Origin of the sequence: Marinobacter nitratireducens (assembly GCF_000708045.1) — a bacterium.
GTDB classification, from domain to species: Bacteria; Pseudomonadota; Gammaproteobacteria; order Pseudomonadales; family Oleiphilaceae; genus Marinobacter; species Marinobacter nitratireducens.
In genome coordinates this window covers 54,751-78,849 of record NZ_ANIE01000008.1, presented here as the reverse complement: position 1 = coordinate 78,849, position 24,099 = coordinate 54,751, and the positions used below count along the sequence as shown (strand labels likewise).

The following is a 24,099-nucleotide window of genomic DNA, read 5'->3' as shown; positions in this document are numbered from 1 at the left end:
CAAAAGTAAGCTGAGTGCCATGAAACTGACGATCAGCCGTGAATCCCTGCTTACCCCGCTGCAAAGCATTGCCGGCGTGGTAGAAAAGAAACAGACCATGCCAGTCCTGTCCAATGTGCTGCTGGTGGCGGAAGACAATACCCTGACGCTTACCGGTACCAATATGGAAGTGGAACTGGTAGGTCGGGTGACACCGGTGCACGTAGATCAGCCGGGCCAGATCACCGTTCCGGCACGAAAATTGGCGGATATCTGTCGCGCACTGGGTGATGAAGCTCCCATTGAGCTGTCCCTGGAAGGCGACCGCCTGCATCTGCGTTGCGGGGCCAGTCACTTTACCCTGTCGACTCTGCCGGCAGAGCATTTCCCCAATGTCGAGGATGAAGCGGAAAGCTTCCGTCTGGAGCTTCCCCAGAAGGAACTTGGTCGCATGCTGGACGCGACGGCATTCGCCATGGCTCAGCAGGATGTGCGTTATTACCTCAACGGTTTGTTGATGGAAGTGGACAAAGAACACGTCAGAACCGTGGCGACAGACGGCCATCGTCTTGCCATGGCGCACCTGGAGCTGGCGACCGGTTGTCCGGATCTGCGTCAGGTGATCGTGCCGCGCAAGGGGGTTCTTGAATTGGCGCGGCTTCTGGACGACGTGGATACTCCGGTCACCCTGGTGATTGGGGATAACCACCTGCGGGCCACCGTCGGTGCTTATACCTTTACCTCCAAACTGATTGAAGGCAAATTCCCGGACTATAACCGGGTTATCCCCAGGGGTGGGGATAAGGTGGTTATGGCGGATCGAGCAACGCTGAAGAACACACTTCAACGTGCGGGTATCCTGTCCCACGAAAACATTCGAGGTGTTCGTCTGAACCTGTCACCGAATGAATTGCAGGTTTTTGCCAATAACCCCGATCAGGAACAGGCCGAAGACGCGCTGTCTGTGGACTATCAGGGCGAATCACTTCAGATTGGTTTCAATGTAGGCTATCTGGTGGACGTAATGAACGCGCTGGATGAGGATCAGGTTAAAATCACGCTGTCGAATCCGAACAGCAGTGCACTGATTGAAGCGCAGAATGATAACCGATGCCTCTACGTGGTCATGCCGATGAGGCTATAGGAGGAAACTGATGGGCACTGTGACGAACGGAATCAAGGGCGCATTTCGTGTTGGACAGACGTTATCCGTACTTGGACGTACCGGTGTCAATTGGCTCAGGGGGGATCGCCCCCCTACCCCTCGCCTGCTCCGGCAGACGTTTGAATCTCTCGGAGCAACCTATATAAAGCTGGGCCAGTTCATTGCCAGTTCTCCGACGTTCTTTCCCAAGGAATACGTTGAGGAATTCCAGTACTGCCTGGACAAGACGCCGAACCTGCCTTTCGGTGTGATCAAGAAGATTATCCGGGATGAACTGGGCCGCCCGCTGGATCAGGTGTATTCGGAAATTGATCCGGTCGCCCTGGCCTCGGCGTCCATTGCGCAGGTGCATGCCGCCCGTCTGGTCACTGGCGAAGAAGTGGTGATCAAAGTCCAGAAGCCGGGTGTGGAAAACATTCTGCTGACGGATCTCAACTTCCTCTATCTTTCCGCACGCATTCTGGAAACTCTGGCCCCCAAGCTGTCCTGGACATCTATGTCCGGCATTGTGGAAGAGATCCAGCGGACCATGATGGAAGAATGTGATTTCATCAAGGAAGCCAACAATCTCAAGGTGTTCCGAAACTTCCTGCACGATACCCATAATGAAGAGGCCACGGTACCTCGGGTTTACGATCAGTGCAGTACGCGTCGGGTTCTGACCATGGAGCGTTTCCATGGGGTTCCGTTAACGGATCTGGATAGTATTCGCGGCTACGCCCGGGATCCGGAACGCACCTTGATCACTGCGATGAACACGTGGTTTTCCAGCCTGACCCAGTGCGAGTTTTTCCATGCGGATGTGCACGCCGGTAACCTCATGGTGCTGAAAGACGGTCGCGTCGGGTTTATTGATTTCGGCATTGTCGGTCGGATCAAGCCGGATACCTGGCAGGCGGTCAGCGATTTTATCTCGGCGGTGATGGTTGGAAACTTTGAGGGCATGGCGGATGCCATGATCCGCATCGGCGTCACCCGACAGAGTGTGGCAGTGGATGAACTGGCCGGGGACCTCCGTCGACTTTATCAACAGATGGACAAGATGGTTCCCGACCAGGTTCCCTACGAAGCGGATCAGGCAGAGGACGATGTGAACCATATCCTGATGGATATGGTGAAGATCGGAGAGAGCCACGGGCTGCATTTCCCGCGGGAGTTTGCCCTGCTGCTCAAGCAGTTCCTGTACTTTGACCGCTATGTGCACATCCTTGCGCCGGAGATGGATGTGTTCATGGATGAGCGGCTCAACATGTTGCACTGAGTCGTCGCCTTCGAAGGCCGGCTTTTGTACACTAAGGCAGCGTCGTTTCTAAGCGTCGCTGCCTTTTTTATTTGGTTGTTCACAACGTTATCCACAATCACATCCCGACGAACCTTCCGGTTTTCCTTTTATGGCGCTTGTAAAACTGCAGACCGAACATTTTCGCAACCTGTCGTCCGCGCCTGTCAGTTTTTCTCCAGCGTTTAACCTTCTGTACGGTGAAAACGGAAGTGGCAAAACCAGTGTGCTGGAAGCTATTGGTTATCTGGGTCTGGGGCGTTCATTCCGGGTGAGTCGGCACCAGGCCGTGGTCCATCATGGGGATCAACGGTTCACGGTATTCGGAGGCCTGGATCGTGGGTGTGATGGTGAAGTCTCGGGCACAGCTGGGCAGATTGTTCACCGGTTGGGGATTGCACGGGATGTCTCCCAAAAAGAGACGACCTTGCGGGTCGACGGCGAGGGGGTCAGAAGCCTCTCCTCGTTGGCCGTCCATTTGCCAGTTTCGGTCATTGATCCAGGTGTTTTTGATGTGGTGGCAGGTGGCCCGGGCAAGCGACGTCAGTTTCTGGATTGGGCAGTGTTCCACGTGGAACCTTCTTTTGCTTCGCTCTGGCAACAGTGCCAGAGAGTCACATCGCAGCGGAATCAAACCCTGAGAAATGGTAGACTAGACGAATCTCTGCTCCGCGTGTGGGACACCCAGTATGCCGCGTTGAGCGAGCGGATCACGGAAGCCCGAAAATGGACGTTTGACCGTTTCAAGACGCTGTTTCAAGCGCTGGTGGCTGAAGTGGACGTCAGCTGGACCGAAGGGCTAAAAATGGAGTTCTATCCTGGCTGGGATACCGGTCAGTCACTGGTAGACATTCTGGCCAGTCATCGGGAACAGGAACGACGGATGGGTCATACACTGTATGGCCCCAATCGAGCGGATATCCGCTTGAAGTTTCAGGGACGCCCTGCCGCCGAAACCTTTTCCCGCGGTCAGCAGAAAACACTGGTCATCCTGATGAAGATTGCCCAGGGCTCGATCTTGAGTGAGTTGGGCAAGCAGGTGACCTTTTTGCTTGATGATATTAACGCCGAACTGGATGTCGGGCACCGCGCAATGTTGGCGGGAAAGCTGAAATCTCTGGGGTGTCAGGTGTTCATAACGTCGATAGAACGTCCACAAGCCGACGTCTTGTGGCCTGACGAGAAAGCGCCCGACTATAGAATGTTCCACGTGGAACATGGCAAATTGACGGAAGAATAAATCGGCCGGATTTGACCTGGTTGATGCTGCTTCTTAGGCAGCCACAGGCTTTCGGTACATTCCTTCAGGAGTCTCGAATGAGCGAATCGAACTACAATTCCTCCAGTATCAAAGTCTTGAAAGGACTGGATGCGGTGCGCAAACGCCCGGGCATGTACATCGGTGACACCGATGATGGTACGGGTCTGCATCACATGGTCTTTGAGTTGGTGGATAACTCCATCGACGAGGCGCTGGCCGGTTATTGCTCCGAGATCGGGGTTCTCATCCATCCCGATGAATCCATTACGGTCAAGGATAATGGTCGTGGTATCCCGGTGGATATTCACGAAGAAGAAGGGGTTTCGGCCGCAGAGGTCATCATGACCGTGCTTCACGCTGGCGGTAAGTTCGACGATAACTCCTACAAGGTATCGGGCGGTCTCCATGGTGTGGGTGTGTCGGTGGTGAACGCCCTCTCTTCCACCCTGACCCTCACGATCCGCCGCGAAGGTAAGGTTTACGAGCAAAGCTATACGCACGGGGTACCCAACTCTCCCCTGAAGGAAGTTGGTGACACCGAGGATTCCGGGACCAAGGTACACTTCATCCCGTCTCCGGAAACCTTCACCCACATCCAGTTTCACTATGACATTCTCGCTAAGCGTCTGCGGGAGCTCGCCTTCCTGAATAGTGGTGTACGCATTCGCCTGACCGATGAACGCTCAGGAAAGGAAGAAGTGTTCGAATATGAGGGCGGTCTGCAGGCCTTTGTTGAGCATCTGAATACCAACAAGACGCCGCTGAACCGGGTGTTCCACTTCAACCAGGACCGTGAGGACGGTATCTCGGTCGAGGTGGCGATGCAGTGGAACGATGCATTCCAGGAAAACATCTTCTGCTTCACCAACAACATTCCCCAGCGGGATGGTGGTACTCACCTGGCGGGTTTCCGTGCTGCATTGACTCGCTCACTGAACAATTACATCGAGCAGGAAGGCCTTGGCAAGAAGTCCAAGGTAAGCACCTCCGGTGACGATGCCCGGGAAGGTCTGACTGCGATCATCAGCGTCAAGGTGCCCGATCCCAAGTTTTCTTCCCAGACCAAAGACAAGCTGGTGTCGTCCGAGGTGAAGACGGCGGTTGAGCAGGAAATGTATCAGGTGTTCGCCGATTACCTGCAGGAACAGCCGAATGAGGCCAAGCAGATCGTCAACAAGATGATTGAAGCGGCACGTGCCCGTGAAGCGGCCCGCAAAGCCAGGGATATGACCCGTCGTAAGGGCGCGTTGGATATCGCCGGTCTGCCGGGCAAACTGGCGGACTGCCAGGAAAAGGACCCTGCCCTTTCCGAACTGTTTATTGTGGAGGGTGATTCTGCGGGTGGTAGCGCCAAACAGGGCCGTGACCGCAAGACTCAGGCAATTCTTCCGCTCAAGGGTAAGATCCTCAACGTAGAGAAAGCCCGCTTCGACAAGATGCTCTCCTCTGCCGAAGTTGGCACCCTGATCACCGCCCTTGGCTGCGGTATCGGACGTGAGGAATTTGATCCCGACAAGCTGCGTTATCACTCCATCGTGATTATGACCGATGCGGACGTCGACGGCTCCCACATCCGGACCCTTCTGCTCACCTTCCTGTTCCGTCAGATGCGTGAAATCATTGAGCGTGGTCATGTCTACATTGCCATGCCGCCGCTTTACAAGGTGAAGCGTGGCAAGCAGGAACAGTATCTGAAGGATGAGAAGGCCAAGGAAGCCTACCTGACCCAGACCGCTCTGGAAGGCGCTCAGTTGTTCGTCAATCCGGAAGCTCCGGCGATCAAGGATTCCGCCCTGGAAACCATGGTTAAGGACTACCAGGCCGTGATGGCGATGATTGACCGTCTGTCTCGTGCCTACCCGGCCAAAGTTCTTGAGCAGATGCTCCAGAATGTGACCCTGAAGTCTGAAGACCTGAAAGACGAAGAGGCGGTGACCCGCTGGGTTGCTCGTCTGGGCGACGGGCTGGAACTGGATACCCGCACGGGTACCAAGTACACCTTCTCCGTGACCAAGGACACTGAGCGGGATCTGTTCCTGCCAAAGGTCACTATCTTTGTCCACGGCATGCCGAATGATCATGTCTTTGGCCATGAGTTCTTCGAATCTTCTTCTTACGCGGCAATCGCTCGTATGGGCGAAACCCTGGACGGACTGGTCGAAGATGGCGCCTATATCCAGCGTGGTGAGCGCAAGCAACCGGTTCTTTCATTCGAAGGCGCGCTGGCCTGGTTGATGAAGGAAGCCCAGCGCGGCCTGAACATCCAGCGCTATAAGGGACTGGGTGAGATGAACCCGGAGCAGCTGTGGGAAACCACCATGGATCCGGAAACCCGTCGGATGATGAAGGTCACTATCGAGGACGCTATTGCGGCAGACCAGATCTTCACCACACTGATGGGGGACGACGTGGAGCCACGTCGTGACTTCATCCAGACCAACGCACTTGAGGTGACCAACCTGGACGTGTGATTTGAACACCGGCCCAATCGGGTCTTGGGGATAAAAAAGGGGCGGGATCCAACAGATCCCGCCCCTTTTTCTTCGCCTTATGTCCGTCCCGGTTTTTTGGGCGTTTTCGTCGTTACTTGCGAGCGACCGGGTTTTCAGATTCTTTCTTTTTCTCTTCCTTTTCCAGCAGGTGTGGCGCCATCACCTCTTCCAGGGTGTACCCGGTCAGGCGGCGAATGGTGCGCCAGAGATAATAGAAAATGAGCATCATCATGATCATCGACGGAATGGCGATCATCGGATAACTCACCAGTGTCATCTGCCCCAGCTCCTCGTTAAAGGCCTGAGTGCCGGCAGGGCTGACGACAATCCATCGGGCGATCACGTAGTTCATGATGGAGGAGAACAGGAAGGTTCCGGAAAAATAGTAGCTCGCTTTCAGCAATCGGTCCTCAAACTCATCCACACAGCCCTTCTCTTCCAGGGATTGATGAATCTTATCCACATCCAGAACGCTGGGGTTGTATAGCAGGGTTCGAACCAGCGGATAGCGGGTGCGGGTGGATATCAGAACCGCCAGGCCAATCACCGCAGGGACCGCGGCTTCCTTGATCGCCAGCCATTGGGGATCAAGCTCCATCAAGCCAATACCGCCGGTCAGGCCGACGCTGATCAGGCCCAGTACCGCAATAAAGTTCTTCTTGTGATAGCGGATCAGTTCGAACAGACCCCATCCCAGCGGGAAGGCCAGTCCGATCAGCAGCGCATTGACGTTACCCAGGTATTCGTCGCCGCTGAACTTCATGAGAATGACCGACGGGATAACAATACTGACCAGCAGATCTACCCACGGCCGGGGTTTGTGGTCCGGTGTAGCGGTGTTACCTGGAGATGTCATAAATCAGCCTGAATAGAGTGGATGACGGCAGGCCGGAGAGGGAGGACTGCCGGAAAACGATCTTCCGGCAGTATACGATGAATGAGCGACTAATCGAAGGTCAGGCACCCACCTCCTTCAGGCATTCCTCGACGATGGCCAGGCCTTCGTCCAGCACCTTGTCTTCAATGGTCACGGGCATCAGGAAGCGCAGCGTATTCCCGTACATGCCGCAGCTCAGCAGGATCAATCCCTTCTCCTTCGCCTTTTTGGTGACAGCCGCGGCCAGCTCCGGCTTCGGTGTCCGCGAGGATTTGCTTTCCACGAGTTCGAACGCGGCCATTGGCCCCAGGTTACGAACGTTATCCACATGCTCAAACTGCTGTTCCCAGGCATTGAAGCGCTGCGCCAGTTTGTCGCCCAGAGCCTGGGATTTACCCAGAATGTCCTCTTCCTTAAAGACATCGAACACGGCGAGTGCGGCAGCACAGGCAGTGGGGCTTCCCGTGTAGGTGCCCCCCAGAGAGTTGGGGCCGGAGGCGTCCATGTGCTTGTCGGTACCGACAATGGCAGAGATCGGCATGCCGTCTGCCATACTCTTCGCCATGGTCATCAGGTCCGGTTCAACGCCGCTGTGTTCGATGGCGAACATCTTACCGGTGCGACCGAAGCCGCTCTGAACCTCGTCGACCACCATCAGGATGTCGTTGTCGTCACAGATCTTGCGAATCGCTTTCAGGAAACTCGCCGGCGCGGCATAGAATCCACCCTCCCCCAGTACCGGCTCGATGACAATGGCCGCGGTGTTGTGGGCGGGAGAGTCCGCCTTCATGGTCATGTGCAGACCACGCAGAGCTTCCTCCTCGGTGACGCCGTGATAGGGAACCGGATAAGGGGCGCGATAGACGTTGCCAGGCATCGGCCCAAAGTCGGTCTGATAGGGTGCGGCCTTGCCGTTCATCGCCATGGTGTAGAACGTACGGCCGTGATAACCGCCATCGAAACAGATGACGTTGGTTTTACCGGTCGCAGCGCGGGCAATTTTCATGGCGTTTTCCAATGCTTCGGCACCGGAGTTTGCCAGCATGACCTTACCGTGGCCGCGAACCGGCGCCACCGAGCTGAGCTTCTCAGCCAACCGAACGTAGCCCTCATAGGGCATGACGGTCTGGCAGGTATGCATCAGTTTGTCGAGCTGAGTCTTGATCGCTTCCACGACCTTGGGATGCCGGTGACCAATATTGAGTACACCGATACCGCCGGCAAAATCGATCATGCGATTGCCGTCGGCATCCCACAATTCCGCGTTGGTGGCATGGTCGGCGAACTGGTCATTGGGGCTGGCGGCCCCTGCAGCGACATAGCGTTCCTTCAGTGCCTGCAATTCCTGGTTGCTCACGTTGCCTTCCTCCTCACTTCACTATCGGGATTTACTAACAAGCTTAGGGGTTACGAGGCGCCGAAACAAACCGACCACAAGATACAACGGGAATGGGGTACACTTTTCCCTCACCTGAAACCCAGAATTTCCTTGCTGACCGAGGAGCCCGAGTGCGCGCCTACGCCGATAACGACTACCCCGCTGACCACAAACCGGACTGGAAAGTCATTGCCGGGCTGTGGCCCTACCTGTCAGAGTTTCGTGGCCGGGTGGTACTGGCACTGGTTCTGCTGGTACTGGCCAAACTGGCAACCGTAGCGACGCCGGTGGCGCTGAAATACATCGTGGACTACCTGGACCAGACCCGGGGCGAGGATGTGTTGCTGTGGATACCGGTTTTGCTGGTTGTCGCCTACGGTGGACTGAGATTTGGCAGTACCCTGTTCAGTGAATTGCGGGATGCGGTCTTTGCACGGGTCGCTGAGCGGGCAATGCGACGGATCTCTCTGCGGGTCTTTCGCCACCTGCATCAGCGGGAGCTGTCGTTTCACCTCGATCGAAAAACCGGTGGCCTTGCCCGGGACATAGAGCGCGGAACGACCGGCATCAGTTTCCTGCTCCGTTTCACGCTGTTCAACATCGTACCGACCCTGCTCGAAATACTGCTGGTGGCCGGGATTCTCCTGGTAGCGTTTAACGGCAGTTACGTTCTGGCGATTCTGGTGTCGGTGGTGGTTTATGTGGTGTTCTCGGTCAAAGTCACTGAGTGGCGGACGCGTTTCGTGCGGGAAGCCAACGCCCGGGACAACCAGTCGAACTCCCGCGCTGTGGACAGTCTACTGAACTATGAGACGGTAAAGTATTTTAACAACGAGCGTTATGAAGCGACGCTGTACGACCGGGATCTGGAAGACTGGGAAAAGGCCAGGCTGAAAAACCGCTTGTCCCTGGCAACCCTGAACGCGGGGCAGGCACTGATCATCGGCATTGCCCTGGTCGTCATCATGTCGATGGCTGTACGAGAGGTGGCTGCCGGGGAAATCACGCTGGGGGATTTCACCATGATCAACGCCTACCTGATTCAGCTGTTCATTCCCCTTAATGCGCTGGGGTTTGTGTATCGGGAAATCCGTCAGGCCCTGGTCAACGTGGAGCGATTATTCAAGCTGCTTGGGGATAACCCGGTCATTGTGGATAAACCGGATGCGAGGAACCTTTCTGTGGAAAAAGGTGACGTCCGCTTTGAGCACGTGGATTTTTCGTACCGAAGCAACCGGCCGATCCTGAAGGACGTGAGCTTTGGTATTCCTGCCGGGACCACCCTTGCGGTTGTTGGTGCCAGCGGTGCCGGCAAGTCCACATTGGCCCGGTTACTTTTCCGGTTTTTCGATGTGGATAACGGCCGTATCCTTATTGATGGTCAGGATCTCCGGGATATCACCCAGGACAGCCTGCGCGCGGCTATCGGCGTAGTGCCACAGGATACGGTGCTGTTCAACGACACGCTGTACCGAAACCTGGCCTATGGCCGGCCAGATGCGAGCGAAGAGGAGGTGTATCAGGCGGCCCGGATGGCTAACCTGGAGAACTTTATCCACAGCCTGCCGGAGGGGTATGAGACCCGGGTGGGTGAACGGGGGTTGAAATTGTCCGGTGGCGAGAAGCAACGGGTCGCCATTGCCCGGGTGATCCTCAAGAACCCTCCCCTGTTGATCCTCGATGAGGCCACTTCGTCTCTGGACTCCCTGTCGGAGCAGGCCATTCTGGGTGCATTACGGGAGGTGAGCCGCCAGAGGACAACTCTGGTCATTGCCCACCGGCTGTCGACCATAAGGGATGCCGATACCATTCTGGTGATGGAAGCAGGCTGCATTGTGGAAACCGGCCACCACGCCGACCTGCTGGCCCGTAACGGACGCTATGCCCGTTTGTGGTACCAGCAGCATCAGAACGATGAAGATTAGCGGGTGCCGCTCGGGGGTTATCTTGAGCGCAATCGCCGGGCCAGACCCGAGGCCCGGTCGACCCTTTGTTGAGTGCTTTCTTCCAATACTGAGGGGCTGCCGGTGATCAGGCTGAACCAGTTCTTCGCGCGGGTGATGCCGGTATAGACCAGTTCCCGGGTCATGACCGGACTCATCCGGTCTGGCAGCACCAGGCAGGTATGATTGAATTCCGAGCCCTGGGACTTGTGCACGGTCATCGCGTACACAGTTTCTATCTGCTGCAGACGGCTTGGGGAAATCCAGCGAATGGTGTCGCTGCCATCGCTGCTCGGGAAGGCAACCCGTGGCACCAGCTCCGGTTGGCCCTCGCCGGTTTTGCCACCCCAGGGTAAACGGAAGGTAATGCCGATATCCCCGTTCATCAGGCCGAGATTGTAGTCGTTCCCGGTAATCAGCACGGGTCGGCCTGCATACCAGCCGTCTGATTGATCGATTAGCCCACTCGCGAGCAGGCGTTGAGCGATCAGGTCATTCAGTCCCTCAACGCCCCAGGGGCCTTTTCGCAGAGCACACAGCACCTGGAAATCATTGAATGCCGAGAGCACGTCACGGGCAAGCTGATCCCACTGCGATTGGGCACTGTTGGCGTCGAGAGCATGACTCCGTATCAGGGAGAGGTAGTGACAATAGCCCACGGGTGGGGCCAGTTCCTGACCATGGATGACCCGGCCCTTGCCATGGTTTAGAAACGACTCGGGGGATCCGGACACGCTGTGATGGCCGATTTGCTCCAGGGTTGCGAGCGGGTCGGGACGCGGCTCGTTACCGTTAAGCCAGATCACATCGTCGAAGCCCTGATTGCGGCAGTGATCAAGAACCAACGGGCTCAGGTTATTGTCGTTAACAGCTTCGGCGAGTTGCCGAATGCCGCTGTCTTCGGAGAACCGATAGCTCTTGCGCAGCATGGCCACGGCCTGATCCAGTGCGAAACCGTTGTTATCGCGAAGCTCACCGGGAAGGGACTGGCCACTCACGATTTCAAGCCATTCGAGGGTGTCTGGCTGGTAATGGGCTGCGCTGGCCCGCTGGCAGAGTTCCCCCAGCACGGCACCGGCGTCCACTGAGGCCAGTTGGTCTTTATCGCCGAGCAGGATCAATTGGGCATTGGCCGGCAGCGCCTCGAACACAGAGGCCATCAGATCCACATCCACCATGGACGCTTCGTCGATAACCAGGATATCCACAAGCAGCGGATTGTCGCGGTTATGCCGGAACGTTCGGGTGTCCGGCCGGCTGCCCAGTAGACGATGCAGGGTGGTCACCCGTGTCGGGATATCTGCCAGGGCCACATTACCTGGTAGCTCCGCCAACGGCAGCCGGCTGACCGCGCCGCCGATGGACTCGTTCAGGCGGGCCGCCGCCTTACCTGTCGGGGCTGCCAGGCGAATGCGATATTTCCGCCCGGCCCGTTCCGGGCTCTCGGCGGCGACAGACTGAAGAGCCGCGAGCAGATTGACTACCGTGGTGGTCTTGCCAGTGCCGGGTCCGCCGGTCACGACGGCAAACCGGTTGCGGGCGGCCAGGGCACAGGCGGCCCGCTGATAATCCACATCGTCCTGCGGGCGGAACAATTGCTCCAATGCCTGAGCCAGAGTGCGGGCAGCCGGTCCCCGGGGATCGTCCAGCAGGGTTTGGCTCTGAAGTCGTGCCTGTATACCGTCCGCGATGCCCTGTTCATATCGCCACAAACGGCGCAGATAGAGGTGAGTTCCTTCCAGTACCAGAGGTGACGTAAGTGAACCATCACTCACTGCCTGACTGTTGTGCAAAGCGGTGAGGCTTTCCTCAAGCGAGGTCCGGGCAAGCACCTCTCCAGGGTTCCGGTAAGCAAGCTGCCGGAGCTGTTCGTCCGGTTGCAGAACCGGCCCGGACTCTTCCGGTGGCAGTGCCAGTGTGCTGTCAGCATCCTGCATCAGCGACGCAAGATCGATACAGACATGTCCCCGACCCACCTGATGGGACGCGAGGGCCGCCAGGAGCAGCACCAGCGGATCGGCGGTCTCTCCCTGCTCCGAACACAGCGACCGGATCAGATTGGCGAAGGCGACGTCCAGCGGGCGTATCCACTCGGCGTGACGCCATTGCTCAAGTAATCGATCCAGTTGATCCAGGGACTCCAGTGTAGGCGTTGTTTGCGCCAATGGGGAGGTCTCCTCCGGTGTGTTCAGATCCAGCGCAAACTGGTCGTCGGAATGCCGGGTTCGGCTCATGCGGCTTCCTCCCCGTCACTGTCGGTGCCATCGAACAGTGCATCCAGTTGCTCGATCAGCGCCCGGGGCGGCTTGTCGGTAAAGGCCCCGGCCCCCGGCGCATGAATGCCCCTCAGGAACAGGTAAACCGCGCCCCCCATGTGTTCGTCGTAGTCGTAGGCTGGCAACCGGGCTTTCAGCAAGCGGTGCAGGGCCAGCAGATAGAGCACGTATTGGAGATCGTAACGTTTGTCGAGAATGGCCTGCCCCATGGCCTGATCGGTATAGGCGTTGTTGTCCTCGCCCAGTGTATTGGATTTGTAGTCGAGCACGTAATAGCGGCCCTCATGTTCGAATACCAGATCGATAAAGCCCTTGAGCATGCCATTGAAGCGACGGTTATCCACAAGCATGCGGTCGGCACCTTCCAGGGTGTTGTTGCGGACGAGGCTATCCAGTGTCCGGGTAGGGACGTCGCAACTTTCAAACCAGAATTCCAGTTCGGCGCGAACCGCAGTCAGGTCTTTGAGAGCTGCTCGCGTGTTGTCCTGCCGGCTCAGAGGCAAGGGCGTGCTGATCAGTGCCAGTATCCAATCCTCCAGGGTGTCGATCCAGTCACTCCAACCCCGGGTCGTGCAGCGACGAGTCAGATACTCCCGCAGTGGCTCGGGGTTATCCGCAACCGTGGCCAGCCCCTGCTGGGTGCACCACTCCAGTATTTCGTGCAGGAAGGTACCCGGGCCTGCGCCCTTGGGGAACTGGTGCAGGGAGTGGCCGGCGACCGGCACCGCGTAGCTCTCCTCCGGTAACTGGGCAGATTCCTCCAGCAGGTTCTGGCTTTCGGCGTCCTCCACTTCCCCGGCAAAGATGACGCCGGTGCCGGCCAGACGGGTATATTCGATGGACGAATAACTGGCAATCCACCAGTCCTCCTGCGCTTCGCGAGTGGATTCCAGTGCCGGTCCGAGGGCGTCGGGGGCCTGCTCGCTGTAGGCCTGATCGCCGGCCTCGGGCAACGGCATCAGGCGGATCGCTGGCTGGCCGTCGGCCAGTGGCTGAAGCCTGGCATTCAGAGAGGATGGTTCCTGATGCTCTCCGCCCAGCAGATAGCCCAGGCCACTGCGGGGCCAGTTCTCAATGGCGGCAACGCCGACCCAGGTGGCATACCGGGCACGGGTCAGGGCAACGTAGAGTTTGCGGATATCCTCGCCCAGGCGCTCCCGGTCGGCGCGGGCCAGGTCGGCCGGTTCCGGGTCAAACACCGTGGTCGCCCTGCCCGATTCGTCGTGATAACGAACGTAGGCCTGGCGCTCGTTCTCGGCGCGGAACGCGGTGCCGAATGGCAGGAACACCAGGGGGTATTCCAGACCCTTGGACTTGTGCACGGTGATCACCTGCACCAGCCCGGCGTCGCTCTCCAGGCGAAGGGTTCGGTATTCGTCCTCCTCATCCGCCGCCCTCAGGATCTGGGCGTAGTGGTGTACCAGAGCGTGTTCGCCATCCAACTGCAGGCTGTCCTGTTGCAACAGTTCGGCGATGTGCAGGATATCGGTCAGCCGGCGTTCGCCGTCGGCCTGCTGAAGTAATCTCGCCGGCACGTCGAAATCCATCAGGAAGGTGCGCAACATGGGCAGCACGCCCTGGGTCTGCCACTGCTCGTGGTAACCCATGAAACGCTGGATTTCGTGCTCCAGGGCGATTTCATCGGTCAGCAGCCGGTCCAGACTCTGCCATGACTGCCCCAATGTGGGGGTTGCCAGCGCCGCCCGGGTCAGTGCCAGCTGTCGTGGCTCGGCGAAGGCCCGTAACCAGGTGAGCACCTCACTGGCTTCGGTGGACGTGAGCACGGAATCCCGGTCAGACAGATACACGCTCTTGATGCGCCGCTGTCCCAATGACTGGCGAACGGCCGCCGCCTCGTTCCGGTTATTAACCAGGATGGCAATGTGCTTTGGTTCGACCGCTTCCAGATCCGAGGGACTCCCGACCGCGGCAAAGCCAGCCCTGCCCTGTTGGCCAAGAGTCAGCAAGTGGGCGATTTCACTGGCGCAGCTCTCGGCAACATCCATCGTGGCGGCGCCTTTGGCCAGCGCCTTTGGATTGCCGCTTTTATCTTCCTCGTGACTGTCGAGGGTCCAGAAGCTGAGGCTGGGCTGGGGCGTGTTGTCGATGCGCCATTCCCGTTTGGTGCCGTTGGCATCTACCCCCTGGAACGGCAGTGGGGTTTCGTACCCCTTGCCAAACAGGAAGGCGCCGTCACGACTGTGCTGGTCAGCGTGTTCGAAGACCCGGTTGACCGCCTCGACCATGGCCTTTGAGGAACGGAAGTTCCGGCCCAGTGTCCAGGTCCGCTCGCGAACGTCCTGCCGGGCTTCGAGATAGGTGTAGATGTCAGCACCGCGGAAGCCATAGATAGCCTGCTTGGGGTCCCCGATCATCAGCAGGCAAGTGTCGGGATCGTTGTCGGATACCCGGTAGATACGGTTGAAGATCCGGTATTGCACCGGGTCGGTATCCTGGAATTCATCGATCAGCGCAACCGGAAACTGTCTGCGAATGGTGGCCGCCAGTTGCTCCCCCCGGGCGCCATGCAGGGCCTCGTCGAGCCGGGTGAGCAGGTCGTCAAAGCCCATTTCAGAACGCTGCTGTTTTTCCGATTCAAGGCGCTCCGCCACCCAACGGCTGGCATGGCGGAGAATATCGGAGCGGGCGCTGGGCTGATTGCTGGCGAATGCCAGCAAGTCCTCGATGGCTTCGAAGGCGGGATGATGAGGTGCGGATTCCTCGCCCTTGAGTTTGCCGGCCAGCCCTTCCGGTGTCTGGTTGACGAAACCGGCCTTATCCAGACCCTCCGGCAACAGCTCGTTGGAGCCGGCCCAGACCACCAGTGTGTCCCAGACCTTGACCATGGCGTTCTTGCTGGCGCCGTGCAGACGTTTGGCTTTGTTGAGCTCATTGAGCAGCGCGGTGACTTCTTCCCGCCATTGGCCCCAGGGGTGGGCTTTCAGTTCCCGGGAACGGGCGATCCGCTCGTTGACCACGGCATCCACGGTTTCCCTGACGCTGCCTGTCGGTGCTTCCAGTTCAGGCGCTACCGATAGCAGATTGCGTATGGACTGGCGAAGCTGGTCTGGTGTTTTCCACAGGCTCAGGACCTCGTCGGTGAGCCCTTCCGGCAGCGGGTAGATAAACGTGCGCCAGTAATCACGAACCACATCTTCAAGCAGGTCGCTCTGGTCGGTTTCCAGAGTAAGCTTGAACAGGCTGCCACTGTCGAAGGCGTGCTCGCTGAGCATGCGGTTACACCAGCCGTGGATGGTGGAAACGGCGGCCTCGTCCATCCACTCTGCGGCCAGTAGCAGTTTCTTGCGGCAGTCGGGCCAGCTCGACGGATCGGGATAGCTGCTGTCCCGCAACTGGTACAGCAGAGCCGTCTCGGCAGAAGGTTCGGGCCCGTGCTCTGAAAACACCTCGGCGGCCTGGGTCAGCCGGGTGCGGATCCGGTCCCGGAGTTCCTTGGTGGCGGCATCGGTGAAGGTGACCACCAGCAAATTGGGGGGCAACAGTCCGTTGGCCAGCGCTGTCCCTTCGGCCTGCCCATGCCCCAAAACCAGACGTACGTAGAGAATGGCAATGGTAAAGGTCTTGCCGGTACCGGCACTGGCCTCGATCAGGGTGCTGCCGTTCAGGGGCAGGGTCAGGGGATCAAGATTGGGGTTCCGGTTTGGTGTTCTCTGGTCAGTCATGCGTTACCCTCGATCTGGCCGGCGGCGGATTTGCCCTGCTCCGCTTCCCACAACGGCACGTAAAGTTGGTGCAGCAGGGCTTCGAATTCCCCGCCCTGCACCAGCGCTTCCGGATCGTCGAAGGCGCCCCGGAGATAGCCGGTATCCCGTTCCAGCGCGATGGCATAGGCCTGCTCGGCTTCGCCCTGCGCCCGCTCATGGTCACCCAGGTATTTCTTGCTCTGGTAGTAGCTGGTAACCCAGGCAAAACCGGCGTCGCAGTGAATCGGCAGGGGGCTGGTGGTCGCGGCCATCCAGCAGGCCAGGATGGCGTCCAGGTGTTGTTTTGCCTGTGCAGGCGGTAGCGGCTCGAAATGGAAGCTTCGTTTTTCTTCCTTGGCGAGGATCAGGGTTTCAAACGGGGAGTCCGTCAACTGGCCCGCCAGGTGGATCACCCAGTCCCGCATCAGGTTTCCGTAGCGCACCTTCTTGCCCGAACCGGCTGTGGATAACAGGCTGGAGCTGGCGACGACAACCCGGCAGAGCCGGCCTTCGGCGTTGCGACGGAGTTCGCCGATCAGGTCAACCACCTCCACCGATCCGATGCTGTTGCGGTACCGGTAATCAAAGGTGGTGGGTTCTGCCAGTGCCTCCGGCCATGCCACCAGGGCGGCGCGGTACCGGCGATAGAGATCCGGCAGGCGACTGGCGAGTTCTTCCCGCAGCCGGTGTTCGGTGACCCCCATGCCAAGATCGCCACGGCGGGCCATGCGATCCAGGTTGGTCTCCAACCGCTCAACCAGCTCATCCTCGGAACTCGCCTTGATTACGCCCTGCTGGATCAGTTCATTGTCCAGTCGCCAGCGGTCGAGGCCGTTGAGGTCGAAGTTTTCGTTGTCAGTATCGTCGTCATCCACCGCCTCGAAATGCACCTGTAACCGGCGCTGATAGAAGGTTTCGATGGGCTTTTTCAGAAAATTTGCCAGCTCGTTGAGCGTCAATGGCTCTTCCGGGGGCTGGTACGGCAATGCGCGTTGTTCGGTGGTCTCCGCGTCGGCGCTCTGTCCAGAATGAAGGGCACCGCGCCATTCCCGCTCGAAGGTGAACAGATTGCGGGCCTGGAGCACGTCGGCCAGCGCTTTTGGCATGCCCGGGTCGGAGCCGCTGACGGCATTGGACAGCGGGAAGTAGTCCCGACTGAAAGGCTGCAGAGGATGCCGGGTCGTGAGTGCTTCTGTGACCGGTGTCGTGTTTTGCCCCGGGATTGTCCACAGTGTGTCCAGGTGATCCTGAAGCTGCCCCACCAGCACCGACGGCGGACGCTCCGAGTCATCCTTGATGCTGCGCCCAACCCAGCTGATATACAGCTGTTCCCGCGCGGACAGCAGGGCTTCCAGGAACAGATAGCGGTCGTCTTCCCGTCGGGAGCGGTCCCCCGGACGGTAGTCACTGGCCATCAGGTCAAAGTCCACCGGTGGGCGGGAGCGGGGGTAATCGCCATCGTTCATCCCCAGCAGGCAGACCTTGCGGAAGGGGATAGCCCGCATTGGCATCAACGTGGCGAAGTTGACCTTGCCGGCCAGGAAGCGCTGGTTCAGGCCGCCCTCGTCCAGACCTGCCAGCAACACATCCCGGATGATGTTCAGGGGCAACGCCTGCTCATCGAGCCCGGCGGCCAGGGCATCTTCCAGCCATTGTTCCAGCTGGCGGCGGAACCGGTTCAGCAGCAACAGGTCGTGGCCTTCCACGTTGTGGAAAAAGTGCTCGAGCATCTCCGAAAGCAGGGTTTCCCACTCAGCAGCGGTCCGGGGTGTCTGCAGGCTTTCCCAGAGGACTTCCAGGCGGTCGACGAACTCGGCCAGTCGCCCGGCCAGGTCGGCCTGCAGCCCTCCGACTTCCCCGTAAGGCTCGGTTCCTGCCCAGGGCTCGTCGTCGCCCATGCCATAGCCCAGCAACATGGCACGGAGTCCTGCCTGCCAGGTATTGCGTTCCAGGTCGGCGGGCAGGTTCAGGCTTTCCCGATGGCTGCGATGCAGGCCCCAGCGAATGTTGGCGCCCTCAACCCAGCGCCGGGCCAGGGGAATATCGCTTTCGTCGATGCCGAATCGTGCCCGGACACCGGGCACTTCCAACAGGCTCAGGATTTCACTCACGCCAAACCGGCTTCGGGGCAGCGACATCAGGGTTTCCAGCGCGATAACCACCGGTTCGTGATGGCGTTGGCCCTGGTCTGAGATGGTGAACGGAATGTGGCGGTTGCTGCCGGCCCGGTAGCGACCGAATACCGCCTGAATATGGGGCGCATAGATGTTGATATCCGGAACCATCACCATGACGTCCCTTGGGCGCAGGTCCGGGTCGGCATTGAAGGCTGCCAGCAACTGGTCGTGGAGGATTTCCACTTCCCGTTGCGGGCTGTGGGCCTCGTGGAAGGCAACGGAGTGATCGGTCGTGAGGTCCAGCTGACGCTGTTCGTCGCGGATGTCCTGCAACGGTGTCAGGTTGTAGATGTCGTTCTGGAGTTGATGCAGCAGCCTTGGCGTATGGGCATGGCCATGGTCGGAAAAGATATCGATTTTCTGGTCCGGGGTACCCAGCTTGCCCTGATATTCTTCAGGATTGTCGAATTCGTCCAGCAGCCGGATGTAATCCCTGCCCTGCTTGCCCCAGGCGGCCAGCAGCGGGTTGGCGTGTTGATGCAGCTGATCCGGGTCGGCAATATTTGACAGTTGCGGGTGCGCCGCCCCGCGCTTGCGTTCGGCCCGGAGCAGATCCCGGTCACTGATGATATCGGCCCAGTAGTACTGGCAGGGGTTGTGGACACACAGCACCACCTGGCTGAAGCGGCTCAAAACGTAAAGCGCTTCCAGCGCCTGGCGAGGCAGGGACGAAACGCCGAACACCACAATGCGGCCGGGCAGTTGTGAAGGATTCGCCGGTGATGCCAGGCGCTCCCCCTCGGTCATGAAACGGGTGTGAATCCGGGAGCGGCTGGTATGGGCTTCCGCGCCCACATCATCCACCAGCCGACGCCAGAGCATTGGCTGCCAGAGGGTATCGGGTGCCAGCGGCTTTTCTTCGTTCCGGGCGGTGATCAGCACGTCTCGGCCCTGTTCCCAGGCACTGAGCCAGTCCGCCCGGAACACCTGGTACTGGTCGAACAGGTCGGCCACTTTCTCGGCAAGCTGGAAGTTGCGCAGATCGGTGTCGCTGCCATCGAGGAAGCGTGCAAGGGGCGAAAACGCGTCGTCCTGCCCCACCAGTTCCGGCAACAACCGGTAGAGGCGCCAGACCAGGCGGCGCTTATCGAAGGGGGACTGTTCCGGCACATCGCCGTCCGGCAGTACGGCCCGGTAGGCTTGCCAGATAAAACGGGCGGGGAACAGAAAATCCATGCCGGCGGCTATGCCCAGGCCACCGTCCGTGCCGTCTTTTGAGCGCTTTTCTGCCAGGGCCAGCTTGAGCCACTGGGCGATGCCATTGCTTTGCACCAGAAAGGTCTCGCTTTCCAGCGGTGGCAACGGATTCTCCCGGCACAGAAACACCACGGCCCGGCGCAGGTCTTCCAGATGGTTGGCGTGGATGGCGTGAAAGCCCGGTTCGATGGCGGATGGCGCGGCCATGGTACTCCCTGTCTGATCTGCGATATGGTCCCCAGGCACAGGTTACCGCAACTGGCGCCGGAAACGGACCGTGATAGAGTTGTAAGCTGGATAAGCATCAGCATCAAGGTTGTCCTGATTCCCTATGAACCGACCCACACAGGCCGCCATCCCCCGCGCTGCCGATCTTGAAAATCCCCTGTATTACCTGGAGAACATGGAGACGGTTCTGGGCTGGGTTCTGCGCCATCACCGGGACTTGCTGACTGGTGGCGAAGTTCTCCATCTGGAGAATTTCTTCCATCTTTCGGTTTCCGCCCGCGCCCTGCTGACCCGGATGGTCATGCGCACCGGGGATCTGTTCCGGGCGGACAAGCTGGCGTACCCGGAACTCGAGAGCGCGGAGGCTGATGCGCTAGCGGAGCTGGCAGCGAATAGCTGGCTGGATAGTCAGCCGGTGGTCTCGCTGGATGAGTTGTTCCGCCTGTTTACCGTTGCCGAGCTGCGTACTGGTTTTGCGCCGCTGCTGGCGGAACTTGGGGTGCCAAGAAGTGTGTCCAAAGGGCGAATGCGGGCGCTGTTGGAAGACCGATACAGCGAGGCACGTTCGATGAGCGAGTGGCCGGGGATGAATTCAGAGTCGGTCGCTGGCGCTGGTCAAACCCTGGTGGTCCGGGTCTGCGATATGGCGCTGTTTGACCGTATCCGGTTGATGTTCTTCGGCAACCTGCGCCAGAGCTGGTCGGATTTTGTTCTGGTGGAACTCGGGCATCAGCGTTTCGAGCAAGTGACTTTTTCGCCGGAATCCCGGGCCTTCCACCGTCGCGGGGATGTGGATAACTACCTTGCCATGCACCATTGCCGGGAACAGCTGGATCAGGGCGTACTGGCATCCGAGGTCTGGAGTCAGTTGCCCGAAGGCACCGACAACCCGTGGCTCACCGGCCGGCGGAATCGGTTGCTGCTGGAACTGGGGCGACAGGCCGAACGCCAGGGGGATCGCGAGCTGGCGTTACAGGCGTTTGCGGCGGGCAGCCACCGTGAAGCGCGCCTGAAGCAGCTGCGTTTACTGGAACGGATGAAGCGGTTTGAAGATGCCTGGGTGATTGCCCAGAAGTGGCAGGCAACGGCGGATGGCATCGTGAATGAGGCCGAGGCTCAGGGCATGGCTAGAATCATCAAGCGCCTGGCGGTGAAAGTCGGGGCTTCGGAGCCGGCGGCGGTCAAGCGTCCAGCGCTGACCGAATGGACGGTGACACTGCCGCACCCCGGCTTGTTGTCGGTAGAGATGGCCGTGCAGGAGTATCTCGGCACGGAAGAGGCCCCGGTGGTCTATGTGGAGAACACCCTGATCAACGGCCTGTTCGGTTTGTTATGCTGGCAGGTTATTTTCGAACCGGTGCCCGGAGCCTTTTTCCACCCGTTCCATGTGGGGCCGGTGGACCTGACCCGTGAAGATTTTGTCGCCCGCCGGCAGGCTATGTTTGACCGCTGCTTCGACCGGCTCGACGATGGCAGCTACCGGCAGCGGGTGCTGGACAACTGGGATGCGAAAGTGGGCATTGCGAACCCGTTCGTGATCTGGCCGGCGCTCTCCCGTGAGTTGCTGGAACTCGCCATGGATTGTATTCCCGTGCTCCACTTGAAAGTCATATTCCAGCGCTTGCTGGCCAACATCCGGGAGCATCGGAGCGGATTTCCGGACCTGATCCGGTTTTATCCACAGGCCCCTGATGGGGATAACCGTTTTGAAATGATTGAGGTGAAAGGCCCGGGTGACCGGTTACAGGATCACCAGGTCCGCTGGCTGGAGTTTTTTGCGGGGCACGGCATTCCCGCCAGCGTGTGTTATGTGCGTTGGCAGGATGGCGGCGAGTCGGCGTCCGCGCAAACGGGAGTGCCCGGGTGAAGGTTGCGGTCCGGACCCTGTGTGAGTTTGCTGCCCGCTGCGGTGATCTGGATTTCCGTTACACCCCGGCGCCCAGTGCCGAGGAAGGGATCGCCGGTCATCAGGCGCTCCAGGCGCGCCGTGGATATGGCTATGAAAGTGAATACCTTCTGACCGGAACCTGTCTGGGCCTGGAACTGTCGGGCCGGGCCGATCTCTATCATCCGCATCGTGGACGCCTTGAGGAAATCAAGACGCACCGGGGCGATGTGTCGCGAATCCGCGAGCATCAGCAGGCATTGCACCGGGCCCAGCTTCGCGCCTATGGCGCCTTGTTGTGCCGGCAGGAACAGCGGAAAAAGATCGAGTTATCCCTGATCTATTACGACGCTGGTCGCGACAAGGAAACCCCGGTCACCGAAACCGCTCAGGCCGACGAACTCTGGCAGGAACTCGAGGGGCTGTGTCGCCAGTACAAGGCCTGGGCCGAACAGGAAGCGCATCACCGTGAACGGCGGGATGCCCTGCTCTCGCAACTGGACTTCCCCTTTCCCGAGTTCCGACCGCAACAACGGGCACTGGCCGAAACGGTGTACAAGAACGCGGTGCGCTCCGGCACCCTGTTGCTGGAAGCCCCGACGGGTCTCGGTAAAACCCTGGGAACCCTGTTTCCGGGATTGATGGCAATGCCCACCGCGAAGCAGGATCGGCTGTTTTACCTCACCTGTCGCAATACCGCCCGGCAATTGGCGGTGGATGCCGTGGAGAAAATCCGCGCCGCTCAGTCGTCCGCTGTATGGCCACTGAGAACGCTGGAACTGGTGTCGAAAGACGATGCCTGTGAACAGCCGGACAAAGCCTGCCATGGTGAGTCCTGCCCTCTGGCGAAAGGATTCTTCGACCGCTTGCCGGATGCCCGGGCCGAGGCCGTGCAGAGCAGGACCACCCTGACCCGGGCAGAAGTAGCCCGCATCGCTGCTGGTCACGACATCTGTCCGTATTTCCTGGCCCAGGAACTGGCCCGTTGGAGCGATGTGGTGATTGCCGATGTGAACCGTATGTTCGATCAGTCGGCTCTGCTCCATGGCCTGATCCGGCAGAATGGATGGCTGGCCAGTGTGCTGGTGGATGAAGCCCATAACCTCGTGGACCGGGCCCGGGGTATGTATTCCGGGAAAGTGGAGCAGCAGCGTGTGCTGCAGGTGCGGAAAGTCGCACCGAAGGTGCTGAAGAAGGCGCTGGATCGGTGTGCCCGGACCTGGCAGTCGATCATCCGGGATGTCGGCAGCGACGGGCCGGTATTCCTCGATGCCCTGCCATCGGGATTAATGGGCAGCTTGCAGGGGCTGGTATCAGCGATCACCGATTATCTTGTGGATAACCCGCCGGACCAGCGCCTGCAGGAACTGCTGTTCGAAGCGGTGGGTTTTATGAAGCTGGCGGATCAGTTCGGCGACCACTCCCTGTGTGAATTCCGGCGCTCCGGTCGGGGGCGTGCCCGACTGACCATCCAGAATCTGATACCGGCAGATTTTCTCGCGCCGCGGTTCGAGGCGGCCGGGCCGGTTCTGCTGTTCTCCGCAACCCTGAGCCCGGGTATCTACTTCCGGGACCTTCTGGGTATGCCGGGAGATACCACGTTTTCCGCCCTGCCCAGTCCGTTCAACGCCGATCAGCTCAAGGTCTGCTTTACACCCGATATCAGCACCCGGCAGGTAGATCGGGACCGCTCGTTGGCGCCCATTGCCGAGTTGATAGCACATCAGTACCGGGAGGCACCGGGGCACTACCTGGCCTTCTTCAGCAGTTTCCGTTACGCCAGGGCGGTCAGCGACGTCTTGGCCGATACCTCGCCGGACGTGCCCCAGCGGTCTCAGCAGCCGGGCATGACGGCGAAAGAGCGAGAGGATTTTCTGGCGGGTTTTCGGGATTCCCGGGGCCAGGTCGCCTTTGCGGTACTGGGTGGAGTTTTCGGGGAAGGGATAGATCTACCCGGGGATCAGCTGATTGGCGCGTTCGTCGCCACCCTGGGTTTGCCACCGTTCGATGAGTGGCACGAAATCCTCAAGCAGAGACTGCATCACCGATTTGGATCCGGGCACGACTATACCTACCTGATTCCGGGCCTGCAGAAGGTGGCCCAGGCGGCCGGGAGGGTTATTCGCACGCCAGACGATCGCGGAATAATCTGGTTGATTGATGATCGATTCCTGACGCCGAGTGTGAAACAGATGCTCCCGACCTGGTGGTTTTGAATCATCACGCTATTGTCGCTATTAGCGTCAGTTGTTACATAT

12 protein-coding genes are annotated in these 24,099 nt (G+C 59.2%); 7 read left to right on the top strand and 5 right to left on the bottom strand.

Features of this window, described 5'->3' with window-relative positions:
* The first annotated feature begins 19 nt into the window (after positions 1-19).
* The 4 genes from dnaN (at position 20) to gyrB (ending at position 6,155) form a co-directional block, all read left to right on the top strand.
* Complete coding sequence (gene dnaN / locus D777_RS13850; RefSeq protein ID WP_036133278.1) at positions 20-1,123, top strand: DNA polymerase III subunit beta; 1,104 nt, start codon at positions 20-22, stop codon at positions 1,121-1,123.
* A 10-nt stretch (positions 1,124-1,133) separates the two neighbouring features.
* On the top strand, positions 1,134-2,405 hold the full coding sequence (locus D777_RS13845) for an ABC1 kinase family protein (RefSeq protein ID WP_036133276.1): 1,272 nt from the start codon (positions 1,134-1,136) through the stop codon (positions 2,403-2,405).
* Positions 2,406-2,535: 130 nt separating this feature from the next.
* The gene (gene recF / locus D777_RS13840; RefSeq protein ID WP_036133274.1) at positions 2,536-3,663 is read left to right on the top strand and encodes a DNA replication/repair protein RecF; all 1,128 of its coding nucleotides are present in this window, start codon (positions 2,536-2,538) and stop codon (positions 3,661-3,663) included.
* Between the two features lie 77 nt (positions 3,664-3,740).
* On the top strand, positions 3,741-6,155 hold the full coding sequence (gene gyrB / locus D777_RS13835; RefSeq protein WP_036133272.1) for a DNA topoisomerase (ATP-hydrolyzing) subunit B: 2,415 nt from the start codon (positions 3,741-3,743) through the stop codon (positions 6,153-6,155).
* A gap of 112 nt (positions 6,156-6,267) precedes the next feature.
* Here the strand turns inward: gyrB and D777_RS13830 are convergent, their stop codons facing one another.
* Together D777_RS13830 and gabT are read right to left on the bottom strand one after the other, a co-directional pair.
* Entirely contained in the window at positions 6,268-7,032 is a 765-nt protein-coding gene (locus D777_RS13830) for a VC0807 family protein (RefSeq protein ID WP_036133269.1), read from the bottom strand.
* 100 nt (positions 7,033-7,132) lie between these two features.
* Complete coding sequence (gene gabT / locus D777_RS13825; RefSeq protein ID WP_036133267.1) at positions 7,133-8,410, bottom strand: 4-aminobutyrate--2-oxoglutarate transaminase; 1,278 nt, start codon at positions 8,408-8,410, stop codon at positions 7,133-7,135.
* Positions 8,411-8,562: 152 nt separating this feature from the next.
* On the opposite strand from gabT, the gene D777_RS13820 reads away from it, so the two are divergent.
* Complete coding sequence (locus D777_RS13820) at positions 8,563-10,356, top strand: ABCB family ABC transporter ATP-binding protein/permease (RefSeq protein ID WP_036133265.1); 1,794 nt, start codon at positions 8,563-8,565, stop codon at positions 10,354-10,356.
* A 17-nt stretch (positions 10,357-10,373) separates the two neighbouring features.
* Here D777_RS13820 and recD read toward each other — a convergent pair whose 3' ends face one another.
* The 3 genes from recD to recC are packed head-to-tail and all read right to left on the bottom strand — an operon-like array spanning position 10,374 to position 19,935.
* On the bottom strand, positions 10,374-12,608 hold the full coding sequence (gene recD / locus D777_RS13815) for an exodeoxyribonuclease V subunit alpha (RefSeq protein WP_036133263.1): 2,235 nt from the start codon (positions 12,606-12,608) through the stop codon (positions 10,374-10,376).
* On the bottom strand, positions 12,605-16,333 hold the full coding sequence (recB, locus tag D777_RS13810; protein WP_036133261.1) for an exodeoxyribonuclease V subunit beta: 3,729 nt from the start codon (positions 16,331-16,333) through the stop codon (positions 12,605-12,607). The genes recD and recB overlap by 4 nt, the downstream gene beginning before the upstream one ends.
* On the bottom strand, positions 16,330-19,935 hold the full coding sequence (gene recC / locus D777_RS13805) for an exodeoxyribonuclease V subunit gamma (RefSeq protein ID WP_036133259.1): 3,606 nt from the start codon (positions 19,933-19,935) through the stop codon (positions 16,330-16,332). The genes recB and recC overlap by 4 nt, the downstream gene beginning before the upstream one ends.
* Positions 19,936-20,059: 124 nt before the next feature.
* Here recC and D777_RS13800 point away from each other — a divergent pair, with 124 nt between their 5' ends.
* Both D777_RS13800 and D777_RS13795 read left to right on the top strand, forming a co-directional pair.
* The gene (locus tag D777_RS13800) at positions 20,060-21,823 is read left to right on the top strand and encodes a VRR-NUC domain-containing protein (RefSeq protein WP_051669117.1); all 1,764 of its coding nucleotides are present in this window, start codon (positions 20,060-20,062) and stop codon (positions 21,821-21,823) included.
* A complete protein-coding gene (locus D777_RS13795) occupies positions 21,820-24,057 on the top strand; it encodes an ATP-dependent DNA helicase (protein ID WP_036133257.1) in 2,238 nt (745 codons plus the stop codon). The genes D777_RS13800 and D777_RS13795 overlap by 4 nt, the downstream gene beginning before the upstream one ends.
* Positions 24,058-24,099 lie beyond the last annotated feature (42 nt).

What these genes read in the sequence shown, in the direction of transcription:
- dnaN (WP_036133278.1), top strand. Translation starts at nt 20, where the DNA reads ATGAAACTGACGATCAGCCGTGAATCCCTGCTTACCCCGCTGCAAAGC.
- D777_RS13845 (WP_036133276.1), top strand. Translation starts at nt 1,134, where the DNA reads ATGGGCACTGTGACGAACGGAATCAAGGGCGCATTTCGTGTTGGACAG.
- recF (WP_036133274.1), top strand. Translation starts at nt 2,536, where the DNA reads ATGGCGCTTGTAAAACTGCAGACCGAACATTTTCGCAACCTGTCGTCC.
- gyrB (WP_036133272.1), top strand. Translation starts at nt 3,741, where the DNA reads ATGAGCGAATCGAACTACAATTCCTCCAGTATCAAAGTCTTGAAAGGA.
- D777_RS13830 (WP_036133269.1), bottom strand. Translation starts at nt 7,032, where the DNA reads ATGACATCTCCAGGTAACACCGCTACACCGGACCACAAACCCCGGCCG.
- recD (WP_036133263.1), bottom strand. Translation starts at nt 12,608, where the DNA reads ATGAGCCGAACCCGGCATTCCGACGACCAGTTTGCGCTGGATCTGAAC.
- recB (WP_036133261.1), bottom strand. Translation starts at nt 16,333, where the DNA reads ATGACTGACCAGAGAACACCAAACCGGAACCCCAATCTTGATCCCCTG.
- recC (WP_036133259.1), bottom strand. Translation starts at nt 19,935, where the DNA reads ATGGCCGCGCCATCCGCCATCGAACCGGGCTTTCACGCCATCCACGCC.
- D777_RS13800 (WP_051669117.1), top strand. Translation starts at nt 20,060, where the DNA reads ATGAACCGACCCACACAGGCCGCCATCCCCCGCGCTGCCGATCTTGAA.